Raw genomic sequence first — 19667 nt, 5'->3', positions numbered from 1 at the left:
TGGTGCTGTCATAGTATCCGCGATCCTCTGGGGCCGAAGTATATTGGCTTGCTCATGATTGTGGTTTGAACACAGCTCCTACTGCTGCGGCATTGTTGCCACTTGTCCACGCCCACGATGGATTTATCGCTGCACCATCCGTCGCGATTTTGTAAGCCATACCAAGCGCTAGATAATTGCCGGGAGAGTACGCCGTCCATAATCCGATGAACTCAACAGGATAAGTTGGCTCAATCGTTTCAGTGAAATTACATAGCGCACTCACGAACAGCGATTTAGGTACCGCAGGAGTTAGCAACCCCGAAGCAAGCGTAGTGAGAGATCCACCTTCACCGTGCTCTTGTATGTCGAATCCATCACCAAGAGCATTCTTGAACAGCAGGACTCGCATCGCACATAACGATGGTACTTCGCCGGCTGTGAATGTGTGAGTCGCACTTTTGCCACTTAGGTAGCAATAGTACATCCGACAGCGGGCCGCTGAGTATTCGCCAGGCACTAGCGGCGTCCATATGTTCCCCTCACTGTCCGAGACAGTCGGGTTTGAGGTACCGTAATAGCTAATCACCACTACAGCTAGAGTTGCTGTCGTCGCGTCAATTGCCGGAGTCGTACCGCCATTTGGGCCTGCCGCCGCAGCTTGCGCGACGAATTCAATCGTAGGCACGACAGGCCCACCGCCGCCCGAGCCGATGCCGGCCACGCTCTGGGAGACGCTACGCGCCTCGCTCGATGCTAGTGATTGGGCTGTCATGGATTGTCTTTCAGCTTGCGGTCTAGCGTTTGGTGACTGACTTTGCTTGACTCAAGATCACTCACGCGCTGCGCTAACACAGCGTGCTGTACTCGTAGCTCCCCATACGCCTTTTCGCATGCGTCAGCATGCTTTTCTAGCGTTTCAACCTTAGCTTTTAGCTCAGCAATCATCAGCTTGTAGTCCGCGATTTGCGTTTTGTACAGCATTGCAATCACCCCCGACAATATGCCGCCTATCGTCGTGATAGCTGCGAGAACCCAGCCGGTAATGCCTGTTCCTTCATCCATTGGTTTTCTCAATACTGTTGGCGTGCAAACGTCGTTATCCACCGCAGCCAACAGTCATCGTCGACTGCACGCCAGAACATGACGTAGATGCTCGTACCGCAGCACGCTTGGCTATTCGCACGTTGCGCCGCTCTGCCAATCGGCTGCGAAAGCGACTAGCCAAACTAGAACGAGCCAACGCGGCAGACCCACTGCACGAAGACTCGGCAGCCAATCCGCTGCAACTCGATACGGCAGCCGCCCCACCGCAGCTCTGCGCGGACGCAACAGGGTCAGGCAACAGCCATGCGCTGAAGGCAACCAGGGTGATGACAGCTAAGAGAATCGAAAAACGCATTGTAAATCTCCAGGTGAAAATGGTCTGACAGTGAACTAAGGTTGTGGGAAAATCTGATTGCCGTGACGCGGCGCAAGATCGTGAAGAATCAAGGCTTCCTCTTGAGTAAGTCCAGCGACTTGCTCCCAAGTGAAACCGTGTTCAGGTCCGCATAGGTGCTGTTTGGCGTATGAGCTAGCAACGTCCGCGTAAACTGGACCTCGCCAACCACCTGGACGAAGCGAGCGTATTCTGGCTCGCAGTTGTTCCGTCGTGTATCTGGCTGACTGTACGATCTTTCGTGCTGTCTGAGCAGCTTTGCTCGTCGTTCCGATAATCTATCGAAGTACCGAATGCGGCATGAACCCAGAATGCGAATAGCATTTATCGCCAATGCAAATGCGGAAATATGGCGCTGAACGCGAGCTAGTCAGCGGTGCCTCTATCACTGTCCAGCCAACCGCTCGAAGCTCTTTAGCCTCTTTCGATTTCCACCTGTTGCATGGTTGGCAACCAGGAAGAGATTCAATCGTGATTACTGCATACGGCTTGGATGAAGAAGATTGAACCACTGCCCGCTTCGGTGCGAACTTCGCTTGCTCAATCTTATCGACTCGCTGCTCAAGCGTTTCTATTGCCGTCCAAATTTCACTAACATCTGGAACCGGAAGCAATACTGGAGGGTCAGCCAATGCAATGGATGTTATCGAAAGGCAAACAGCAAATAGCGATAGTGCATGGCGTACCATTATCAGCCTTTCAGCGGCGGCGGATTGTCGCCATTCGGATCATCATTTGTTGAACGGACACTATAAAATAAATGGTTCTTGACAGGGTTACTCAGATGTCGCGCCCACTGCAGCCAGCCACGACCTCGTTCGCCCCAACTCAGCTTCCAACTATTGGCAATCTGAAAATCCCAAACGCGGTTTCTCAATCGCAGGTCGTCCATGACTACGCTGTGATTTCCTACACCATTCGTCCAGTCGATCAAGCCATCAGGGCTTCTACCACCGTTGCCAGCATGACATGCGATTACACATGCGAACCCAGCCACGATAGCCGAAGCTAATTCCAGTTCAGTGCGAATTGCGAACGTCTCGAAGCCCTTAAATCGCTTGCCCTCTTCGTATGCTTTCGCGGGTATTCGATTTTTGCGATACTCCCAGCGCGGTACTTCACTCGCTGGCGGAATGCCGTTATCGCGCAGCCACACCATGTTGTTCTCCAGGCCGCTGCCTTGATCTACGCCACGATTGACCGCCGCGTAGATTCCGTCGCCGGAAAGCTCCACATACTCTAGGCCGCGTCTTGCTCTAGCCCGCTCCAGTGCTGATGCCGCTGCGTAGCCGGCGCAGGCACCGCGTCCATCTTGATCCTTGATCCACGAATCGCCGAACACCTCCGCTGCCTTAATCCACTGCGGATCGGTGATAGCCTGATTGATCTCGTCGACCGTGAACATCGGACCACCAGCAGCCGCATACATCGGCAGCTCGGTAGTCTGTGAAAACTCAGTAAGACCGAGCTTGCGTTCTTCGCCGTGGATAATTACCGATTCCATTTCGCTCATCGTCCGGTGACCTCCTTGATTTTCGCGTCTAGATCTGCTTTGCCAGTGAGCGGGAACGTAGCCAAGACGTGTCCTTTCAACTCGCCTTGTCCACCGACGATGATCACCACTGGCATACCAGCAGCATCGGCTGTGGCTCGGTATGGCTTAGCCTCTGGTGCGTCGTAGTCATACGGCCTCGGGTTGAGTCCGCGAGCCTGAACAGACTGCCAGTACGGAATATCGCGAAGCAGCTTGGCCGTCTCAAGCGATCTGGTTTCAGTCTGCTCGATAATCAGAATCCAACTCCCCTCCGTCTTAGCAATATCGATCGGCGATGGGTCTGGTGTCGGCTCAGGGTCAGGCGTTGGCTCGGGCGATCGGTGGCGTGGGGAATTACCCACAGTGACCGTTAGCGACTCATCATCCCATTGCAGCGGAGCCTCAGAAATAACATTCACGTCGAGCACATGACGGCCCGCAGTGCTCACCACATAGACGCCCGTTTCAACTAGCTTCACGTCGGCTGTCGAGCACTTGATTTTGACTAAGCTCTTAGTCAAATCGCGATCGCTCTGCACGTAAATCAGCACCGCAGGAGCCGCCGGTTTTGTGGCCGGTGGCCCCGTCTCTACGACTGCCTGCCCGATTTTCGTTCCATCCGCAGTCTGGATCTGGGTAACGATCTCAGGCGTAACAGTCACGACAGTCTGCGCTACGCGTGAGGTCACAGTTAGTTCGGCCAATGCCGTAGACGCACACGCCAGCAGCGTCAGAATTGCAAGTAATGGACGCACGATAAGATCCTTTATGACTTCAGATCTGCGACCATCGCACGAAGGTCAACCGAATCCTCAGACGCTCCAACGGTCGCCGTCTTGGGGAGGAAATTTATCAGCGTCGAGATGAACTCAACGATCGCCTCGCGGTTCTCCCACAGCCACTTGAGTAATTCCCCATTCGCGCCGACAGCCCCAGTGCTTGCGGCGAAACTCTCAGCCGACTCAGCCGACTTGGCTTGCTGTAAGAGCTTCAGGATTAGCAACACAATCTGCAACCATGACATAGATAGTCCTCGGCTAAAGTGGCAATAGAAATTTGGCTATACCCCCTTAGCGTTGCATGGCTTCTCCCGTTCGCAAGCGCAGATTACTAGCTCAAGGCAAACTTTTTCGCCGCGCGTTCGGGACAGGCACCACGAACAACTCACGCAGCGCCGGCTCTCTCGTCAGCCGATGAGCCACAATCTGATCCATGTTGTCGTTCCCATGCCACAGCGACTCCCCAACCTCGACACGCAGCCGCATGACCTCGATCTTCTCCACGCTGCCAGCCAGTGCATCGGTCGGCCATCGTGCCTCGGTCGGTACGAAATCCTCGTCATGCCCGCGCAGCAGCAAGTCGGTGTGGACAGTCCGAGGCACCTTGCCGTAGTCGACAGCCAATCGCAGTCGATCATTGTCGGTCTGCGGAGCTTTCTTTTTCTTCAATTTGCTTCCGTTCGCGCTAGCTTCCGTGGTTACAGTTCGACAATCTCGATCACCAACCGCCCTGGCTTGCTAACAGCCATGCGCTCAATCAAGAGCCTAGCGATTTGGCTGTCATCCTCGTACACACCACAGCGAGCCAAGACATCGAGCGGAGCCTTTAGCGTGTTGTCTAAGTCTCGCCGTCGCCTGTCTGGCGGATATGCCAAGATGCTAACCGACAGCGCACCTATGAGATTCCTACGGCCTCCTGCGACCAACACAGCCACCTCAGCTACCCGTCGATACTCGCGACCGCCTTTGCTGATGATGGCCCGACCTCCGATATTGCGCCAGTACGTGTTCACACTCGGAGGCCACGGTAGCTCGATGCGGTACGGATTCCTGCCGCTTCCGTTCGGCTCTGGCAAACATTCAAAATCGTACTTCATCGATTCCCTAACTTGTGTTGTTGATCCAGCCACCTAATCACCACACTCGCTCCGAATCGCGCGACGGTGTGACCATCGCTATTGACACACACCACTACGCCACGCGGCCCACTAGTGCGCAGCAGCCGCGTTGAATAGCCGTTTGTCGATTGGTGTGGCAGGACCAGCGTTATGTACCCCTCGCCATCACCACACAAATACCGCAGTTCATCGAGCGTCATCAAAAACCGTGCTCCCGCATAATCACTTCGCGCCGGCTGACATACTCAGGCCAGTCGATTTCGCCGAGCTTGAATTTAAGATACTCAGCCGCGCCGGCTGCTACCGCCTTGCGATCGCCCATCAGAGTTGCCACTGTCGTCGCATCACGCTGCCCCTGTCGCTTCGTGCGATACGGTGTCGACGTCTCGGACAGTTCCAGCCGCTTGCGTGCCCTGTCGCGTTCCTGCTCGATCCTAGCCCGCACTCGCAAATGAACCTTGTCGCGCTCGTAAGCCTCGAACGGTTCCCGCGTGCCATTCGACCATTCATCGAGCACCGTCATACACTCGTCAAGCGAGTATGGCGCTAGGCATTTCCGCCACACGCCTTGCGTTTCGATTGGGTCCAGTGATTTCGATTGCAGCCAATCCCACAGACCAGGGAACGCCACAAACAGCCGCTTTACCCACACCGCAAAATCTGGATTAGTCACGCAGAATACCCTCCTCGAATGAAACACGCTTCCGACCACCGCCGCCCGATGGCTTGTCCTTGTGATCGCCGTTCATAATCAGATTCTTCGCCTGCTTCAGCGTCGAGAATCTCACGACGTCAACCGCTTCTGCGGTCTCGAACCGCCCGAGCTGGTACAGCATCGCCTCTTCGGCGGAATCGGTAACTGGAGCCTTGGCCGCTGCGACATGCGACAGCCAAGCAAACCACGCCGTTTGGAATTCTTCAGACTTCCAATGCGTCGATAGTTCACGCGAGTTAGTTTTAGAGTTAGTAATCTTATCTACTCTACTCCTATCTCTCTTTCGGTTCCGCGTGGGTTGCTGGTGGGTTACTGGTGGTTTCGTTGGGTTTTCGGTTGGGTTATTTTTAGCCTTTTTCGGTCGGCCACCTTTGGCCCCGTTCTCCCAATTTGCGAGCAGTTTTGCATTGTATTCATCCCAGCCAACTACCTCAGTTTGACCATCATCGAACCGACGAACAAAGCCCGATTCCGATAACGCAGTGACAAGCTTGTTAGCTTGACCTGGAAATCGGCATAGAGCCTTGAGAGCACGGTCTGACAGATTATCAAAAGTGGATTGGCGGCGAGAATGCGCCCCACAGCCGCATAACGTACTCGGAGGCTCCGACTGTCGCCGTCAAGATTCTCGATCAGCAGCAGCGTCTAATGCCAAGGTCGCAAAAGTCAGGTCGACAATCACGATTAAAGCCTCCTTCTACCCATCCGTTGCTCGGGTCGAAAATTTCCTAGCTCTCTCCAGTATCTCCGCTGGGAACTCAACGTCTCCCAGCAGCTTCCGCAAGTCCCAGTAGGCAGCCTGCTCAGCAGCCTTGCGATGCACCCCGCGCTGCGCCTCAGTCAGCCTGTCAAGCTCGAACATCGTTATTCCGTCGAACTCACGTATGCCGGCGCGCTCGTCGAACAGCTCGATCAGTTCATCGTCGGTGTACTCAGCCAATCTTTGAGTACCTCCACTTCGTGGGTATCCAGTTCAGCCACAATTACACGCAATGGCTCGAGTCGGTTCTCCGCCTTACGGAACTCAGCCACGCACTTCTCAGCGTGCGACAGCTTCTTGCGGTAGCCGGCGCGGATTGCCGCTTGATTGACGGATAGCTCGCCCGCTTCGATAGCGTCTAGCAAGTCGTCGTGATTGTCTCGAGCGAGCCGCTTTAGCGTGTAGTCGGTGGATGTGCCTCGCTCGCCGCTCGGCGGAACGATTGTGATATTATCACAATCGTTTTTAACCTTAGCTGCATTCTTATTGCCGGTCGTGCCGCCTCGAGCTTTCTGAATAGGATCCGTTTCCCGATGTCTCTTTCCCACTTGGCCGCGATCTCTTCGGAAAAACCACGAACCCAAGCAAGAACCCTTTCCCAACTGTCGCCAGTGATAAGCTCGATCCAGCCTTTGAACGTCTTGCGTCCTTTCGGCTGGTAGAGTCTCCACGGTTCTTCGCTTAGGAAGTCGTCGCCACAAAGACGAATAATCGAATCGAGATCGCACGCCTTAGCGTTTCGCCAACGCGACTGAAGCAACGCAGCTCGGATCTGTGCCCGCTCCACGGATCCAACTGGGAAATCGGGAATGCTTCCCATTACGGCGGGGACTTTGAATCTGCTCATTTCGACACCTTTGCCATTTCGCACATCGCCTTCAGTGTCGCGTTGTTGCTTATTTCATCGAGAGAGATTCCAGGATTTACACCGCAACGGCGCTTTAACTGTGTGATGAACTCCGAAAGGCAGGCGGTCCATTTTGCTGGACTATTTTTGCTGTACGCAACTCGAGAGTTAGCGAACGCTTTAGCGCATGCGTTTATTTTGTCTCTTAATTCCTTAGCTTCCTTAGTGCCGTCTTCAAAATTAACTGAAGGAGACCGAGTCTTCTTCTTGAGCAACGACGGCATTTTCAGGGACACGGATAATACCCAGACGCAACTGGAAAGATATTTCAGGATCCGTTAGGTTTGGACGCAGATTCTTCCTGACCAAGCAATGTCTTTCTCGAGGTCGCCATTTGAATGCTTCCTCTCGTTATCCGAATAGCCGTTGATGAATGCGTTATCAACATCAACCTCCACGCTTTGCTTTTCAAGTATCTTTTCTTCACGGCTTATCTCTTCCGATGTGACTGACTTTGCATCGCCACCAGCATCGGCAACAACCGACTGAATTGTTCTTTACAAAGTTCGTCCGCTGGTGAATCAACTGGCCAGTCTTCGCCTTGCGGTCTTTACGAACAGTTGCACAGCGAGTAATGAACTGAGCCCAAATGGGTCCACTGCGAATTGTAGAAAGCAACGTACAGCCAGCTATAGTATCGAGGTCAAGCCCAACAACACCCATCATCTTCACGACAAGAATATCAACCTTCCCGTCCTTAAAATCCTTTGGGTTGTCAGGATTGGAGTCTTGATTAGCGAGTGTCGCAACTTTGACCCCTTATGTCGTTGCGAGCCACGGTCGCTAGCGATTTTTCAGCAACGCTCGCTGGATGGCCTTTGCATGACGATTTGAAATCGTAGAGTTTTAACCATCGTCATTACCAAAGTCCGAACCCGCCATTACCATCCATTGCGGTCTCTTTTCTTGCCAGTCTGGTTCGGAAGATAACCACCTGTCAATTGTCGTTTCGCAACACTTCTGCAATAGAGTTGGAGACTCAACCATTGCCCGAAGATTCTTGCGTGCCGGCCCCATTTCACTTAGTGAGGTTACCGGATCGCCTTCGGCTGGATTGGGATACGAACATTGCAATCGACCTAAATCGCAGAAAGCCTGCACATCGCACCGCACGAGCCGTCCGGCCCAAGTGATGGAAACGTCAGGCATGATCTCTTTGCAGACTGTGTTATTCTGGGATTTGACTGTTTCTCCATGTATCTTGGTTCCGACAATCTCCTTAAACGCAAACCTGGAAACAACTGCCGATTTTTCAGAAACGTCGGAATATGCGAACCCTGGAAGAGTTGTCTTATCAGACCGATACGGCGTGCCCGTCATGACAACGCAATAAACCCCCGCCGCGATGGCAGATTCATATAGATCGCCCCAAGGCTTATCGCCCTTTAGAAGATGACACTCATCAATTACGAGAGTCCCGCGCTTACCAGTCCGCTCACGGCATAACTTGAAACCGTTTAAGAGTACCCTTGTATTGAGATTTGCTTTTCCGATTGTTGTTGTGAACAGAGTGAACGGATTTGATGCACCCGTCCGCGCTTCCGACCAATACGGATCCCGCAAATTCGGATCGCCAGTCGCAAAAGTATCTCCCCTAGTTTCGTAATGCTTCAGGTGATCTATGTATTTCTTCTCGTCTCGAAGTTGTTCTGCAAGCGTTGTCCACGGAGCAATAACAATCGTTGCTGGACACTGGTGAGCAACACGCAATTCCTGAGCAACAGCATAGATGATGTTGCTTTTCCCAAACCTTGGCGGAATCGATGCCGCAACCTTTGGGGATCCATCGCTATATCCGGCAACTATCTTGCTTACAGCGTCAGCAATATATGGAGTTCTGGTCTTAGAATCATTCGGATCCCATTTAAAGGTCACGGTCTCTAACTCGAGCTTTTGCAATTTCGTCATCTAATGCACCCTTTGAGCGATTGCACTTGGCGCAAAGCATTTGACGATTTTCGAGTCCGTTGGATCCACCTTTTGACTTTGGCAGAACGTGGTCGTTGTCCCACACGCCAAGATATTCAATAGCTTTTCCGCAGTGCTGACACACTCCGAGACTATTAAACCAAACAGCAACCCTATCAGATTTCGACATCGTTTGCACCAAATACGGACAAACATTTGACCTGTTCCCACACTGGAAACAGAAAATTCAAACCCGAGTGCTGTAGAGAATATCGGCATAGAATCCGATATACTTCTGATAGCTACTCGCTGGCCGTGACAGCCAGTAGTTAGGGTCGAGGGGAAGTTAGCGCTTCCCCTCGATCTGATTGCATTTTCTGCATTTAGCCTTGTAAGCAAAACCGGGTATCCATGGTTTTTTGAACTTTCTTGACGTTTATTTTTCAAGCTCATTTTGCCCCCAGTACGTCATAGCCATCGTCCCCGTCACATCACACCGCTTGGTTCCAACCTCGACCACGTAGCCGAGATTGACACACTCCTTCGCTCGCTTGCGAACGCTCTCACGAATCGACGGTTCGGCCCTCGCCGATATTTCTTGTGCCGTCGCTGGATGGCCGATCTCACGCAAGCACCGTACGAACTCAGCCCTGCGGCCCGAGAGCTTCGGCTGCACGTTCGCTGCTGCCACTTGGCTTGTTACCGGATCGCTCGGCCTGGCGATCACGCTTTGATCGAATAGGCTTAGCTGGCACATACCATTCCTCCGCTTCCACTTCGACAATCACCCGCCGGTCAATCTCAGTCTTGCACGACCAGCAGCCGAACCGCCACACGTCCGGCGCTAGCTCCACATGCGTTACCATCCGACCACCGCAGCGGCACACCGGGCGACGGTAGACAATCGCGAAACGCATCATTCCTTGAATAGCTTGCCGTCAGTCGTAACATCGGTAGCTTCGCCATCGATCGCATCGTCCGCGTCGGGCTCGGCCAAGAGCTTCGATCCAGTAACCCGAGCGTAGATGGTGCGCAGTACTTTCGATTTTGCCTTGCCGAGAATAGCGTCGATCCCCATCGAAGAGTTAACGCGGATCGGAATGCGGTAATCCGCCGTCGCTTCCTTCTCCCACGTCATCGAATCCTTCACACCGCCAAGCATCCACTCAGCCCGAGCTGGCACAAGCGCCCCGCTATCGCTCGTCTGAGGCACACCCACCTGGATCTTCAGATTGACCAATCCAGCCAGTTCCGACAGCAGCCGTTCGAATCCCTCCTTGGTCACATACAGATTGCCCGCAATGATGTTGATCTCGTTGCCAGTCACACGCAGGCCGCATGAACGCCTGCACAACGCAGTCCCGCACGGTCGGCAGCGGATAGCCCCCGTCTTTCGACTTGTCCGTGCGGAATCCAAGCGGGCTGTTTTGTAGCTCCATGATGTCGGACATTACCGCATCGCTCAGCAGCGATTTGAACTGCTTAACCGACCGAGCCACAATCAGCGCCTTTACCGCTTCGTTGGTCCCCGCCTCCACAAGCTGCTTGCTGCACGCTTGGCTTGTCCTGTCGAGTGCCAGCATCGTTTGCAGGTCGCTCTCCGGTACGATGACATCCGATTTAATCATCTCGTTACGTGGTGCTGTCGCGCTTGCCATTTACAATTCCTAAATGTTGAATGAGTAGTGAAAGTCGTCGAGATTCGCATGGCAAGTAAGTCATCGGGCACACCGCATAGCCATGCACTTCATGCGGCACCAGTTGTTTGTCGCAGCCGCCAGGGCAATACCCGTGGCGATCCAGCTCTATTCGATTCTCTCGCAACCAAGCAACGATGTCAGTCGCGTCGACTTGGCTCTGTGGCTGATACCTGCCAGTGGTCCTGACTAGCATCGCCCCGCGTTGTGCATCCCAAGCCATCATCCCTCCTCTGATACTCCGCATCCCACAGCCACAGACTCACCAGTTCAACCGCAGTCGTATTGCGCCGCTTCGCTTGATCTTCGATGCGCTGCATCAGACTGTCGGGGACAGGAACTGTAATCTGTTTCATGCTTGCACCCTCTATAAAAAAACACCCAGCCGCCCTCGTTCATCAGGCTCCGGCGGCTGGGTTGGCCAGCTACGCCGCTGGCCGTGTGTCGTTGTCGTCTGTGATGCGCTTGATCGCGTCATAGACCTCTTGTCGATGCACAGGCGTAGCGTTCGGAGCTTCAATGCCGATTCGCACCTTATCGCCACGTATGTCGACGACTGTGATAACCACGTCATCACCGATTACGATGCGTTCGTTGATATGCCGAGATAAAACTAACATTCGCACTTCCTTGTTAAACAAACCTTGAAATCACCCAAACCCAAAAACCACAACCAAAAACAAGCACCCATACAAGCCCAGCCGCACCGTCGACAGGTGGCAACTGGCTCAGGAACATGGACCAATTGCCGCAGTGCTTTTGTGACCTGCGCCGCATCGTCCCACGTTAGACTCAGCTCAGGATTCCGCGCACACTGACCGACTAGCATCAGCGACTTGCGTAGCGTTTTCGGTGTCGCTGCAAAGACATACTGATCTTCGTCTCGGAAGAACTCGACGACAGCCAGATCACCGCAAACAGTCCAGCACAACACCGTTTGTATCGCATCAACAGCCATAGCCATCCATCCTTATTGAGCCACGATCACCGCCACAACGCCGCATACAATCACCAGCCAAACCGCTACTGCTTCTCGGTCGATTCGCATGACGTTACCTCCTCGCAATCGAACCAGTACGGCTTGGCTGCTCGCACGAAATGCGCGACAGCACCAGCGACAAATTCTGGATTCGCAAGGTCGTTGTTCTTGCAAGTGGGTCTACGATGTCAGGCGCACCGAAACGGCAAGTCGGCCCACAGTCGGTCCATAGCATCGCGGTACAACTTCTGTCCGCGCACTGCTGCTTCGTTCACTGCCAATGGATCAGCAGTAGCCCTACCATGATGCAGAGTTAGCAACTGCAATCGCAGCGTCTTGAGGTCCATCATCATCGAACCAACCGCAACCTTCAGAAGCTCTACCGCTACATCGCACGACGCCATTTGCACGTTGCGCTCATGCTCGATCTGCGCGGGCGTTTTTGGCATCAAGCTCATATAGATTCCTTTCGATTTAAGAGAAAAAGTTTGGCCGGATTACGCGCCGGCCGCGCGACTCAAACGAGCCTCTCACAGCTCGCTAGTGATTTGGTTATCTGAGCAGCCTCAGCTTTTCGAGATTGCGAGTCTTGATTTCCAGCTTCATCGCAGCAATTTGCTCTGGCGTTGGGTCGTGCGGTTGTCGGCCGCTTTCGTCCTCGCAAACGAACTGCCCCGATTTATTGCGGCTGGCGTTGACGTGGAGCGATAGAAGTTCGTTCAAGCATTCGTGACTGCACGTATTGCGTGGTCGAGTGCGCGCAGGGATAGAAAAGCGGCGCTTGCAGACTTTGCAAATACGCGACATGGTTGCCATGTACCGAGCCTCCAGCGAATTAAGAATCCTAACGACTCACTCGAAGAGCCATGTAAACATCATTGGCAGTCACACGGTGAATGTCAACGCTTGGCATCTTACCAAATGTTTCGGTCGGTGCAATAGCTACTGATTAGCTTTTTTTAAGAAATTCGGATTTCCTCGACGAATCTTGCACAATGACTTTATTCTGTCTGCGTCTTTCTTGTCAAACACTCTCTGTTGACCGATGATCTGTCCAATGTTTTGGCTCTTGGCGATCCGATTTATGGTTGTTTTGTGAACACCAATCTGGTTCGCGATATCACTTGCTGATTTAAGCTCGACCATTTTCTTTGCTTGCATTATCATTGTGCCCCTATCATAGCGAATCATTCGACCGATGCAAATAGAAAGCCAATTACTTTGTTTGCCCGTTCAAAATAAATTCCCGAAATCTGCTTGACTTCGTTTCTCGAACTGAATATCTTACAAGCACTCAAACGAGCCTCTACCACAGCCGCTGCCACTCTCACAATTACGCAGCGAGCATCTAAACATGCAATCAACCATTACGTGGATTTCCACGTCCGTCGAGCTACCAGACGACTCACTCGTCGTGCTTGTCGCGCTCGAATCTGGCGACGAACCGACCTGGATTGGCTATTACGATTCAGCCGAAGATGATTGGTTCAACTCGGACGCAATGCGATTCAAATCAGCAGTAAGCCATTGGGCTGAAATGCCAGTTGGGCCAAGCGATCCACTGCACCACGCCTGCCGCAAGCCTCCACCGTTCAAGCGGCCCACCCTGGATGAATTAGAGGATGCGATGATCGGCGCTAGCGAAAAAATGATCGACGTATGGGAAGTGTGGCCGCACTACGATCAGAGCTATGACTACATCCTGACGGATGACGGTCACAGCATTGAGTCGCACGTACAGGCCGTCGTTGAGGCGTGGATGGATATGTGTCCAGGTGCTGGCGAAGAGTTGACAATCCGAGTAAAGGCCAAGGAAATGAGTAGGCACGACTACGAAGAACAGACATCGCCTGAGCCGTGATTAGGTGCGACGAACGCTTTGATTCATTGATTCCGAAAGTTTGAGATCACCCCGCATGGACACAGCCACAAGTAGGAAACAATGCAATCAATTGTTATATGGCTCGCTGTTTTCAGGGATTGGCGGGATGGATTTGGGGTTCGATCGAGCAGGGATGAAATGTGCGTGGCAGGTCGAGATTGATCCATACGCTAGACGGGTTTTAGAGAAGCACTGGCCAAAGGTTCCGAAGCATGACGACATCAAGACGTTTACCGGCGCTCAGCACGTGGATGTTATTGCCGGTGGGTTCCCATGCCAAGACGTTAGCAGCAGTGGAAAACGCGCAGGATTGGACGGTGAACGAAGTGGATTATTCTACGAGTTCTCGAGAGTCATTAGCGAACTGGGACCACGTTTTGTCGTCATGGAAAACGTCGCAGATCTCGTTGTTCGGGGGCTACCTCGAGTTCTCGGGGAGCTGGCCTCGCTCGGGTATGATGCGGAGTGGCACTGCATACCGGCTGCCGACTTTGGCGTGCCGCAAGGCAGGGACCGCATTTGGATTGTTGCCAACGCTAACAGCGGGAGATTCGCGGCAAGCGAGAAACGCAACAGCGCCAGGGAGGTCATTAGCAAACGGCCAGACGATGACGGACTGGTTGAGGCTCAACGTCGGGCGAGGGATGTTGCACCCAGAGAGTGCCGAGTGGCTAATGGGGTTTCCAAAGGGATGGACAGAGTTAGATGCTTAGGGAATTCGGTTGTACCGCAAGTCGCAGAGTGGATTGCTCGAAGAATAGTTCAGTCCATATAACGCGGACGGTTGATCGGCGAACAAACACAAAGGAACGAATTTATGAGTGACAAAGAAGATGCAGATCGGTTCGCCGATCCAACCGTTTGTTCGGCTGCGAGCGGAGAGCAGCTCCCGGTCAACCGTCCGCGTTCGGCAGCCGCCTATGCGTCTCTTGGCGATGTGATTTGTTGCACGTTGCAGACAATGCCTCACATTTTAGAGGTGAAACTCCTCACGACCGAGGCAGTGGATTACGGCAACTATCTCATCGACACAGGACGCTGGAGGTTACAGCCAAAGGTCTCGGATGACCTTTGACCGCCGGCTGCCGAACGCTCGATTCACCGGCGGCGGTGTTTGAGATCTGCACCGAAGCGTTAAGCGTACCCGCCGCTCGGTGCGATCGATTGTTCAGTTGCAGCGTAAGAAAAATTAACCCTCATTGGAGTACCCGACAATGTCAGATCCGCAAGACGAACAACAAACTCCGCCAGTGGCGATTGGAAAGCCACGTGCCGGGGAATCGAGCGTTCAGCCGGTAGCACATTTACCTTGCCCATTTTGTCCATTTCCAACAGCACTAGGAATAGACGGTGTAGAGACATGCGGAGACGTAAGGGTGTTTTGCAAATGCTGCGAGTCGAGCGGTCCATCTGCACCATCGAATGTACGTGCGTGGTGGCTATGGGACCAAAGGGCAAGGTAATAAGAGTTACAGATTGAGCACGAAGCGAAATACCTCGCTGCCGGCTGAACGGTCAGCAATAATCCGTTTGTGAGTAAGTAATTTTTACATTGGAGATAACATGACCGAACAATCGGATTCATTACGTTGTTATCCGCGAAATCCAGAACACGCAAAAGGCGTTGAATGGGCGTCCCTGGCGTTGCAGCTGATGGCCGAAGACAACGGGATGATGCGAACGAGTAAGCGTCCGGACATTGACGAGACGCTTGCTAAACAGGCGTGCAGAATCGGCGACGACATGGAAGATTTTGTGCAAGGCGATTGCTGTAAGGCGACAAAGCTGTCAGTGATGCGGAGTGCGGTCGATTTTCACGAGTGGCTGAACCGTTGCTTTGACGGTGATTTATCCAGAGAGTATTTCTGCGGATAACGCTAATGATAATCGAGTCGCCGCCGATACGGCTCGCCATTATGAACGACACTATCGGCGGCTTCGATTCATCATTTTGTTCGCCTGCTTTTAGGGAGTTGAGCATGTGGGATTTCTGGGTATTGGAGGAGATCGCAAGCCGCGTGTTGGCTGGCATCGCTGGTTGTGTCGTTGGTGTTTTGGGGACCCTCTTTTTTCAATGGTTGTTTTGATGTTGAACGAATTAGAGATCGACCTGATTAAGCAAGAACGCGACATCGTGAAAGCGGCGTTGAAAGCGTGTCGTGCCGAGTGTCAGAAACGAGGCATTACCAGTGCCGAGTTTGCGAAGATGTGCGGCCTTAGCCGCGTACAGTTGACGGTTTACACCGGAGCGGTGCCAACCACCGAGCCGGATTTTGTGGAAACAGCGGAACAGCGGCAAGCACGATTGAAGTCGCGGGACGATCAGCGAGAAGCAATTGCAAACGAGTACAACGCAAAACGAAAGGCACAATCGTGAAAGATCACGCACAGGCGAAGATTGAGTTGATTAACGCGGCAATCATGGTCGCGGAACAGGTTGAAGTTAAAGCAGCGTTTCCGCTGGAATCCAACGAGCTGGCATGTTTGAAGACGCTCAAGCGAGCGGTGTCGGAGTACAAGGAAACGAAGCAAGCAAAGCGAGTGGACGAAAACGGCGACGAGTTCGATTCGCTGCACGGCTGCGGCTAAGTCAGGCGAACGCTTTGATTCATTGATTCCGAAAGTTTGAGACAACCCCGCATGGACACAGCCACAAGTAGGAATGCAATGGAATCAATTGTTCTACCGCCTATCGTCCCTTTCAAGCCGTACTACAGCGATGAATCGGTAACGATTTACAACGCAGATTGCAGACAGGTTTTGCCATTCCTCGGACGGTTCGATTTACTATTGACGGACCCACCGTATGGAATGAAGCGAGACGGAAAGCCGCCGTCAACGTCGAGCCACGGCGGGCATAAAGGATACGCATTCATGGGGTGGGACAACGAGCCACCTAGCCGATACGTGTTCGACATGATGTTTGAGGCATCGACGGAGCAAGTTATTTGGGGAGCTAATTTTTTCCCTGAGTATGTTCGCGGTTCGATGGGATGGTTGTTTTGGGACAAGGGGCAACGTATCGACCAAAGCGATGGCGAGTTAGCGTACAGCAGCCGCAATGCGGCGTTTCGAGTGTTCGAGTTGAATCGGTCGGCGATAGCGCGAGATGGTGCAGTGCATCCAACGCAGAAGCCTTTGGCGTTAATGCGGTGGTGCCTGTCTATGTTTGTGGATGCGGTGACGGTTCTGGACCCGTTCGCAGGGAGCGGGACAACGGGAGTTGCGGCGAAGCTTGAAGGACGCCAAGCGACGTTGATCGAGATTAGCGAAGAGTATTGCGAAAAGGCTGCGAATCGGTTGCAGCAGGGCGTGCTATTTTAGGTCGGTAGAACGCTTTGATTCATTGATTCCGAAAGTTTGAGACAGACCCGCATGGACACAGCCGCAAGTAGGAATGCAATGGAATCAATTGTTCTACCGCCTATCGTCCCTTTCAAGCCGTATTACAGCGATGAAGCGGTAACGATTTATAACGCAGATTGCAGGCAGGTTTTGCCATTCCTTCAGCGGTTCGATTTGCTTTTGACCGACCCGCCCTACGGGATTGGGTTTGCAGCACAGCCTACGAAGTGGCAGCGGAGAGCAGGGCAAAAGGCGGAAGCGTGGGACAACGAAACGCCAGCGGCGTGGACGGTTCAGCAAATGGTTGAGGCTTGCGACGATGCGATTGTGTGGGGCGGGAATTACTACGGGTTGTACCCGTCTCGATGTTGGCTGAGTTGGCACAAGCCAGACGCGCCACCGAGCATGTCAAACGTGGAGTATGCCTGGACAAGCATGGACAAGAACAGCCGCCAAATGACGCACAGCATTTCTGCAACGAATGCGGAGCGTGTTGGCCATCCAACGCAGAAGCCGCTCGCGATCATGCGGTGGTGTTTGTCGATGGCATCGGAAGCGGCGACCGTGCTGGACCCCTTCGCGGGGAGCGGGACAACGGGAGTTGCGGCGAAGCTCGACGGACGCAAAGCGACGTTGATCGAGATTAGCGAGGAGTATTGCGAAAAGGCTGCCAACCGATTACAGCAGGGAGTGCTATTTTAGGTCGGTAGAACGACAGCAATAATCCGTGTCGGGAGGCACGACTATGAGCGAAAAAGAAGATACCAAGCCCGACTCGGATTCATTGCGTTGTTATGCGGCGGAAGTCGGTGATTATGTCCTCGCCACGAAGTACAGCGACGGTGACCCATGCGACCATTTTTACGTCGGCTTCGTGTCGGGTTACACGCATCACGGCAGATACATGATCGTTGACAACGAAGGCAACAATCAGCGAGGGAACGGGTTTCGTCGAGTTGAAAAACTGACGGACAACGAAGGGCGTCAATTGGTGGGGTTGATGTCATCAATTGGAGATCGACGCGGGCCATCGGTATGGTGGCACCTCAGCAACATTCGCGGCGTGGGGCAGGATGCGTTTTGTCAGGCATGCAAGTATGAGAAAGACGGTGCGTGTCGGTGTGACACGTCCGCATAACGCTTTGGTTTTCCGAGCACGAAAAAGTTTATTTAACCTAAAGGACAATTACCAATGAGTGCTTCGGAACAACCCATTGTTATGACGCGCATCGCAGTTGCGTTTGAGCGCATAGCATCCGCATTAGAGTCTAAAGCCACCGCTCAGCAATCGGAAAAGGTGCAGCCTGTACCAAGCACGTCTGAGGTTTTGCAAGAGTTATTATTGCATTGCGAGCGTCAGTCCAGTGCAGCCGCAAAGCGTGCCAAGTATTCAAGGGGATATTCCCCAGCAGTTGATGGGAACAACAGATCATCTGCGAAGTGGAAGCGTTTCGCGGTGGCAATCCGTGCTGTTTTGGATGCCAATTCGTCGTCATAACGCTCGGGTTAATCGTGGAATTTAATTGGTTGAAGGATGTGCAGATGAGTGATAACGAATTCCACGATTCAACCGATTGTTCCCGGGCGGGACGAACGCCCGAGATTAACCCGAGCGTTCCCGGGACGCCCCTGCGGCGAATGCCATGCACGCGATGCCTGGGGCAAGGTTACGTGTGGATTAGCGACGGTTACGTCAGCCACGTTGTTACCTGCCACTGGTGTCGTGGGAATTGCATCGAGCCGCATAGAAGACACAGCTCTCAGCACGAAGCTGAGTAGCGCCGGCGTCCCGGGAACGCTCGATTCACCGGCGGCGGTAGTTTGAGATTGCACCGAACGGATAAGCGTACCCGCCGCACGGTGCGATCGATTGTTCAGTTGCAGCGAAATTAACATTTTGGAGAGAACCTGTGAACGACAAAATAGAGGTAATTGCCAACATGCGATGGTACCTAAAAACTGGTAATGTTCCACGTGGCGGAACCATCGAAGCTTGGGCCAATGCACTTGAGCAAGACGAACAACAAACTCCGGCAAGCCCTGAAGGACAGGGCTGTGCCGGGGAATCGAGCGTTCAGCCGGCAGCCCTACATTGGTCTATATGCGATGCGATCAGAGAAGAGGCAGAACTAGCTCGACAAGAAATGCTCGCCGTCCCATTTTGGCGGATATTCAAATATGGCGAGGCTCTTGCAAGAGCGGCTGTGATGCAACAAGCGTGGCGGATCGCATTAGACCAAATAATGATGAAATACAGATTGAGCACGAAGCGAAATTCGTAGCTGCCGGCTGAACGCTACGGTTAATCGGGTCCGCCGAGGAAAGACTATGAAAAATCAAAAGACCATAATCGGCGGCCCGATTCAACCATTGTTTGGTTCGTGTGCCGCACCCCACGTTCGGTTCTCTGTTCGCAGGGGTTGGCGGTTTAGATTTGGGTTTTGAGCGTGCAGGGTTGGTTTTGCAAGTGGCAGGTTGAGATAGACCCGTTTGCAAGGATGGTATTGGAAAAAGCATTGGCCAGGAGTTCCGAAGCATGACGACGTTAGAACATTCACAGACATCGAACACGTTGACGTTATTGCAGGAGGTTTCCATGCCAAGACGTTAGCAATGCAGGCCA

32 protein-coding genes are annotated in these 19667 nt (G+C 53.1%); 13 read left to right on the top strand and 19 right to left on the bottom strand.

Annotated features, from left to right (window positions below; translation table 11 throughout):
- Positions 1-52: 52 nt before the first annotated feature.
- Positions 53-754 carry a hypothetical protein gene (locus tag IPH59_11910; protein ID MBK7092405.1) on the bottom strand — a complete coding sequence of 234 codons (702 nt, stop codon included), beginning with the start codon at positions 752-754 and terminating at the stop codon, positions 53-55.
- On the bottom strand, positions 751-1044 hold the full coding sequence (locus IPH59_11905; protein ID MBK7092404.1) for a hypothetical protein: 294 nt from the start codon (positions 1042-1044) through the stop codon (positions 751-753). Before IPH59_11905 ends, IPH59_11910 begins: the two co-directional genes overlap by 4 nt.
- A 107-nt stretch (positions 1045-1151) precedes the next feature.
- On the opposite strand from IPH59_11905, the gene IPH59_11900 reads away from it, so the two are divergent.
- The gene (locus IPH59_11900; GenBank protein ID MBK7092403.1) at positions 1152-1409 is read left to right on the top strand and encodes a hypothetical protein; all 258 of its coding nucleotides are present in this window, start codon (positions 1152-1154) and stop codon (positions 1407-1409) included.
- A 702-nt stretch (positions 1410-2111) separates the two neighbouring features.
- Here IPH59_11900 and IPH59_11895 read toward each other — a convergent pair.
- The 17 genes from IPH59_11895 to IPH59_11815 form a co-directional block, all read right to left on the bottom strand.
- Positions 2112-2933: a hypothetical protein gene (locus IPH59_11895; protein MBK7092402.1), complete on the bottom strand. Its 822-nt coding sequence runs from the start codon at positions 2931-2933 to the stop codon at positions 2112-2114.
- Positions 2930-3709, bottom strand: coding sequence for a hypothetical protein (locus tag IPH59_11890; protein ID MBK7092401.1), 780 nt, complete (start codon positions 3707-3709; stop codon positions 2930-2932). The genes IPH59_11895 and IPH59_11890 overlap by 4 nt, the downstream gene beginning before the upstream one ends.
- Positions 3710-3720: 11 nt before the next feature.
- Positions 3721-3978 (bottom strand): hypothetical protein, encoded by a 258-nt coding sequence (locus IPH59_11885; protein MBK7092400.1) that lies wholly within the window; start codon positions 3976-3978, stop codon positions 3721-3723.
- A 91-nt stretch (positions 3979-4069) separates the two neighbouring features.
- On the bottom strand, positions 4070-4402 hold the full coding sequence (locus tag IPH59_11880) for a hypothetical protein (protein ID MBK7092399.1): 333 nt from the start codon (positions 4400-4402) through the stop codon (positions 4070-4072).
- 29 nt (positions 4403-4431) lie between these two features.
- Entirely contained in the window at positions 4432-4830 is a 399-nt protein-coding gene (locus IPH59_11875; protein MBK7092398.1) for a RusA family crossover junction endodeoxyribonuclease, read from the bottom strand.
- Positions 4827-5051, bottom strand: coding sequence for a hypothetical protein (locus IPH59_11870; GenBank protein MBK7092397.1), 225 nt, complete (start codon positions 5049-5051; stop codon positions 4827-4829). Before IPH59_11870 ends, IPH59_11875 begins: the two co-directional genes overlap by 4 nt.
- Complete coding sequence (locus IPH59_11865) at positions 5051-5524, bottom strand: hypothetical protein (GenBank protein MBK7092396.1); 474 nt, start codon at positions 5522-5524, stop codon at positions 5051-5053. Before IPH59_11865 ends, IPH59_11870 begins: the two co-directional genes overlap by 1 nt.
- Positions 5517-5687 (bottom strand): hypothetical protein, encoded by a 171-nt coding sequence (locus IPH59_11860; GenBank protein ID MBK7092395.1) that lies wholly within the window; start codon positions 5685-5687, stop codon positions 5517-5519. Before IPH59_11860 ends, IPH59_11865 begins: the two co-directional genes overlap by 8 nt.
- 576 nt (positions 5688-6263) lie before the next feature.
- The gene (locus IPH59_11855; protein MBK7092394.1) at positions 6264-6506 is read right to left on the bottom strand and encodes a hypothetical protein; all 243 of its coding nucleotides are present in this window, start codon (positions 6504-6506) and stop codon (positions 6264-6266) included.
- Positions 6479-6874: a hypothetical protein gene (locus tag IPH59_11850; protein ID MBK7092393.1), complete on the bottom strand. Its 396-nt coding sequence runs from the start codon at positions 6872-6874 to the stop codon at positions 6479-6481. Before IPH59_11850 ends, IPH59_11855 begins: the two co-directional genes overlap by 28 nt.
- A 1205-nt stretch (positions 6875-8079) precedes the next feature.
- A complete protein-coding gene (locus IPH59_11845; GenBank protein MBK7092392.1) occupies positions 8080-9108 on the bottom strand; it encodes a DEAD/DEAH box helicase family protein in 1029 nt (342 codons plus the stop codon).
- Positions 9098-9331 (bottom strand): HNH endonuclease, encoded by a 234-nt coding sequence (locus tag IPH59_11840; GenBank protein MBK7092391.1) that lies wholly within the window; start codon positions 9329-9331, stop codon positions 9098-9100. Before IPH59_11840 ends, IPH59_11845 begins: the two co-directional genes overlap by 11 nt.
- A gap of 726 nt (positions 9332-10057) precedes the next feature.
- The gene (locus IPH59_11835; GenBank protein MBK7092390.1) at positions 10058-10468 is read right to left on the bottom strand and encodes a hypothetical protein; all 411 of its coding nucleotides are present in this window, start codon (positions 10466-10468) and stop codon (positions 10058-10060) included.
- A gap of 510 nt (positions 10469-10978) precedes the next feature.
- Positions 10979-11194, bottom strand: a complete 216-nt coding sequence (locus IPH59_11830) for a hypothetical protein (GenBank protein ID MBK7092389.1) — start codon at positions 11192-11194, stop codon at positions 10979-10981.
- A gap of 69 nt (positions 11195-11263) precedes the next feature.
- The gene (csrA, locus tag IPH59_11825) at positions 11264-11458 is read right to left on the bottom strand and encodes a carbon storage regulator CsrA (GenBank protein MBK7092388.1); all 195 of its coding nucleotides are present in this window, start codon (positions 11456-11458) and stop codon (positions 11264-11266) included.
- A 547-nt stretch (positions 11459-12005) separates the two neighbouring features.
- Positions 12006-12275: a hypothetical protein gene (locus tag IPH59_11820; GenBank protein MBK7092387.1), complete on the bottom strand. Its 270-nt coding sequence runs from the start codon at positions 12273-12275 to the stop codon at positions 12006-12008.
- 94 nt (positions 12276-12369) lie between these two features.
- Entirely contained in the window at positions 12370-12633 is a 264-nt protein-coding gene (locus IPH59_11815; protein ID MBK7092386.1) for a hypothetical protein, read from the bottom strand.
- A 538-nt stretch (positions 12634-13171) separates the two neighbouring features.
- On the opposite strand from IPH59_11815, the gene IPH59_11810 reads away from it, so the two are divergent.
- From IPH59_11810 to IPH59_11755, 12 genes are all read left to right on the top strand, one after another.
- Positions 13172-13678 carry a hypothetical protein gene (locus tag IPH59_11810; protein MBK7092385.1) on the top strand — a complete coding sequence of 169 codons (507 nt, stop codon included), beginning with the start codon at positions 13172-13174 and terminating at the stop codon, positions 13676-13678.
- 91 nt (positions 13679-13769) lie between these two features.
- Positions 13770-14474, top strand: a complete 705-nt coding sequence (dcm, locus tag IPH59_11805) for a DNA (cytosine-5-)-methyltransferase (protein ID MBK7092384.1) — start codon at positions 13770-13772, stop codon at positions 14472-14474.
- A gap of 42 nt (positions 14475-14516) precedes the next feature.
- Positions 14517-14774 (top strand): hypothetical protein, encoded by a 258-nt coding sequence (locus IPH59_11800; GenBank protein MBK7092383.1) that lies wholly within the window; start codon positions 14517-14519, stop codon positions 14772-14774.
- A gap of 488 nt (positions 14775-15262) precedes the next feature.
- On the top strand, positions 15263-15574 hold the full coding sequence (locus IPH59_11795; protein MBK7092382.1) for a hypothetical protein: 312 nt from the start codon (positions 15263-15265) through the stop codon (positions 15572-15574).
- A gap of 5 nt (positions 15575-15579) precedes the next feature.
- Positions 15580-15786 carry a hypothetical protein gene (locus IPH59_11790; protein MBK7092381.1) on the top strand — a complete coding sequence of 69 codons (207 nt, stop codon included), beginning with the start codon at positions 15580-15582 and terminating at the stop codon, positions 15784-15786.
- Positions 15786-16076, top strand: coding sequence for a hypothetical protein (locus tag IPH59_11785; protein ID MBK7092380.1), 291 nt, complete (start codon positions 15786-15788; stop codon positions 16074-16076). The genes IPH59_11790 and IPH59_11785 overlap by 1 nt, the downstream gene beginning before the upstream one ends.
- Positions 16073-16288 (top strand): hypothetical protein, encoded by a 216-nt coding sequence (locus IPH59_11780; protein MBK7092379.1) that lies wholly within the window; start codon positions 16073-16075, stop codon positions 16286-16288. Before IPH59_11785 ends, IPH59_11780 begins: the two co-directional genes overlap by 4 nt.
- 78 nt (positions 16289-16366) lie before the next feature.
- Positions 16367-17023, top strand: coding sequence for a site-specific DNA-methyltransferase (locus IPH59_11775; GenBank protein MBK7092378.1), 657 nt, complete (start codon positions 16367-16369; stop codon positions 17021-17023).
- Positions 17024-17101: 78 nt separating this feature from the next.
- Positions 17102-17746 (top strand): site-specific DNA-methyltransferase, encoded by a 645-nt coding sequence (locus IPH59_11770; protein MBK7092377.1) that lies wholly within the window; start codon positions 17102-17104, stop codon positions 17744-17746.
- Positions 17747-17789: 43 nt separating this feature from the next.
- Complete coding sequence (locus IPH59_11765) at positions 17790-18182, top strand: hypothetical protein (GenBank protein MBK7092376.1); 393 nt, start codon at positions 17790-17792, stop codon at positions 18180-18182.
- A 408-nt stretch (positions 18183-18590) separates the two neighbouring features.
- Positions 18591-18869, top strand: coding sequence for a hypothetical protein (locus tag IPH59_11760; GenBank protein ID MBK7092375.1), 279 nt, complete (start codon positions 18591-18593; stop codon positions 18867-18869).
- Positions 18870-18954: 85 nt separating this feature from the next.
- Entirely contained in the window at positions 18955-19326 is a 372-nt protein-coding gene (locus IPH59_11755; GenBank protein ID MBK7092374.1) for a hypothetical protein, read from the top strand.
- Positions 19327-19667: the final 341 nt, after the last annotated feature.

Source organism: bacterium (assembly GCA_016708315.1).
Lineage (GTDB): Bacteria > Zixibacteria > MSB-5A5 > CAIYYT01 > CAIYYT01 > JADJGC01.
The sequence above is the reverse complement of the archived record's forward strand: the minus strand, read 5'-3'. Positions and strand labels throughout refer to the sequence as shown.

What these genes read in the sequence shown, in the direction of transcription:
- csrA (MBK7092388.1), bottom strand. Translation starts at nt 11,458, where the DNA reads ATGTTAGTTTTATCTCGGCATATCAACGAACGCATCGTAATCGGTGAT.
- IPH59_11885 (MBK7092400.1), bottom strand. Translation starts at nt 3,978, where the DNA reads ATGTCATGGTTGCAGATTGTGTTGCTAATCCTGAAGCTCTTACAGCAA.
- IPH59_11830 (MBK7092389.1), bottom strand. Translation starts at nt 11,194, where the DNA reads ATGAAACAGATTACAGTTCCTGTCCCCGACAGTCTGATGCAGCGCATC.
- IPH59_11770 (MBK7092377.1), top strand. Translation starts at nt 17,102, where the DNA reads ATGGAATCAATTGTTCTACCGCCTATCGTCCCTTTCAAGCCGTATTAC.
- IPH59_11910 (MBK7092405.1), bottom strand. Translation starts at nt 754, where the DNA reads ATGACAGCCCAATCACTAGCATCGAGCGAGGCGCGTAGCGTCTCCCAG.
- IPH59_11905 (MBK7092404.1), bottom strand. Translation starts at nt 1,044, where the DNA reads ATGGATGAAGGAACAGGCATTACCGGCTGGGTTCTCGCAGCTATCACG.
- IPH59_11790 (MBK7092381.1), top strand. Translation starts at nt 15,580, where the DNA reads ATGATAATCGAGTCGCCGCCGATACGGCTCGCCATTATGAACGACACT.
- IPH59_11815 (MBK7092386.1), bottom strand. Translation starts at nt 12,633, where the DNA reads ATGGCAACCATGTCGCGTATTTGCAAAGTCTGCAAGCGCCGCTTTTCT.
- IPH59_11800 (MBK7092383.1), top strand. Translation starts at nt 14,517, where the DNA reads ATGAGTGACAAAGAAGATGCAGATCGGTTCGCCGATCCAACCGTTTGT.
- IPH59_11795 (MBK7092382.1), top strand. Translation starts at nt 15,263, where the DNA reads ATGACCGAACAATCGGATTCATTACGTTGTTATCCGCGAAATCCAGAA.
- IPH59_11870 (MBK7092397.1), bottom strand. Translation starts at nt 5,051, where the DNA reads ATGACGCTCGATGAACTGCGGTATTTGTGTGGTGATGGCGAGGGGTAC.
- IPH59_11820 (MBK7092387.1), bottom strand. Translation starts at nt 12,275, where the DNA reads ATGAGCTTGATGCCAAAAACGCCCGCGCAGATCGAGCATGAGCGCAAC.
- IPH59_11875 (MBK7092398.1), bottom strand. Translation starts at nt 4,830, where the DNA reads ATGAAGTACGATTTTGAATGTTTGCCAGAGCCGAACGGAAGCGGCAGG.
- IPH59_11775 (MBK7092378.1), top strand. Translation starts at nt 16,367, where the DNA reads ATGGAATCAATTGTTCTACCGCCTATCGTCCCTTTCAAGCCGTACTAC.
- IPH59_11860 (MBK7092395.1), bottom strand. Translation starts at nt 5,687, where the DNA reads ATGCTGTACCAGCTCGGGCGGTTCGAGACCGCAGAAGCGGTTGACGTC.
- IPH59_11785 (MBK7092380.1), top strand. Translation starts at nt 15,786, where the DNA reads ATGTTGAACGAATTAGAGATCGACCTGATTAAGCAAGAACGCGACATC.
- IPH59_11810 (MBK7092385.1), top strand. Translation starts at nt 13,172, where the DNA reads ATGCAATCAACCATTACGTGGATTTCCACGTCCGTCGAGCTACCAGAC.
- IPH59_11840 (MBK7092391.1), bottom strand. Translation starts at nt 9,331, where the DNA reads ATGTCGAAATCTGATAGGGTTGCTGTTTGGTTTAATAGTCTCGGAGTG.
- IPH59_11895 (MBK7092402.1), bottom strand. Translation starts at nt 2,933, where the DNA reads ATGAGCGAAATGGAATCGGTAATTATCCACGGCGAAGAACGCAAGCTC.
- IPH59_11765 (MBK7092376.1), top strand. Translation starts at nt 17,790, where the DNA reads ATGAGCGAAAAAGAAGATACCAAGCCCGACTCGGATTCATTGCGTTGT.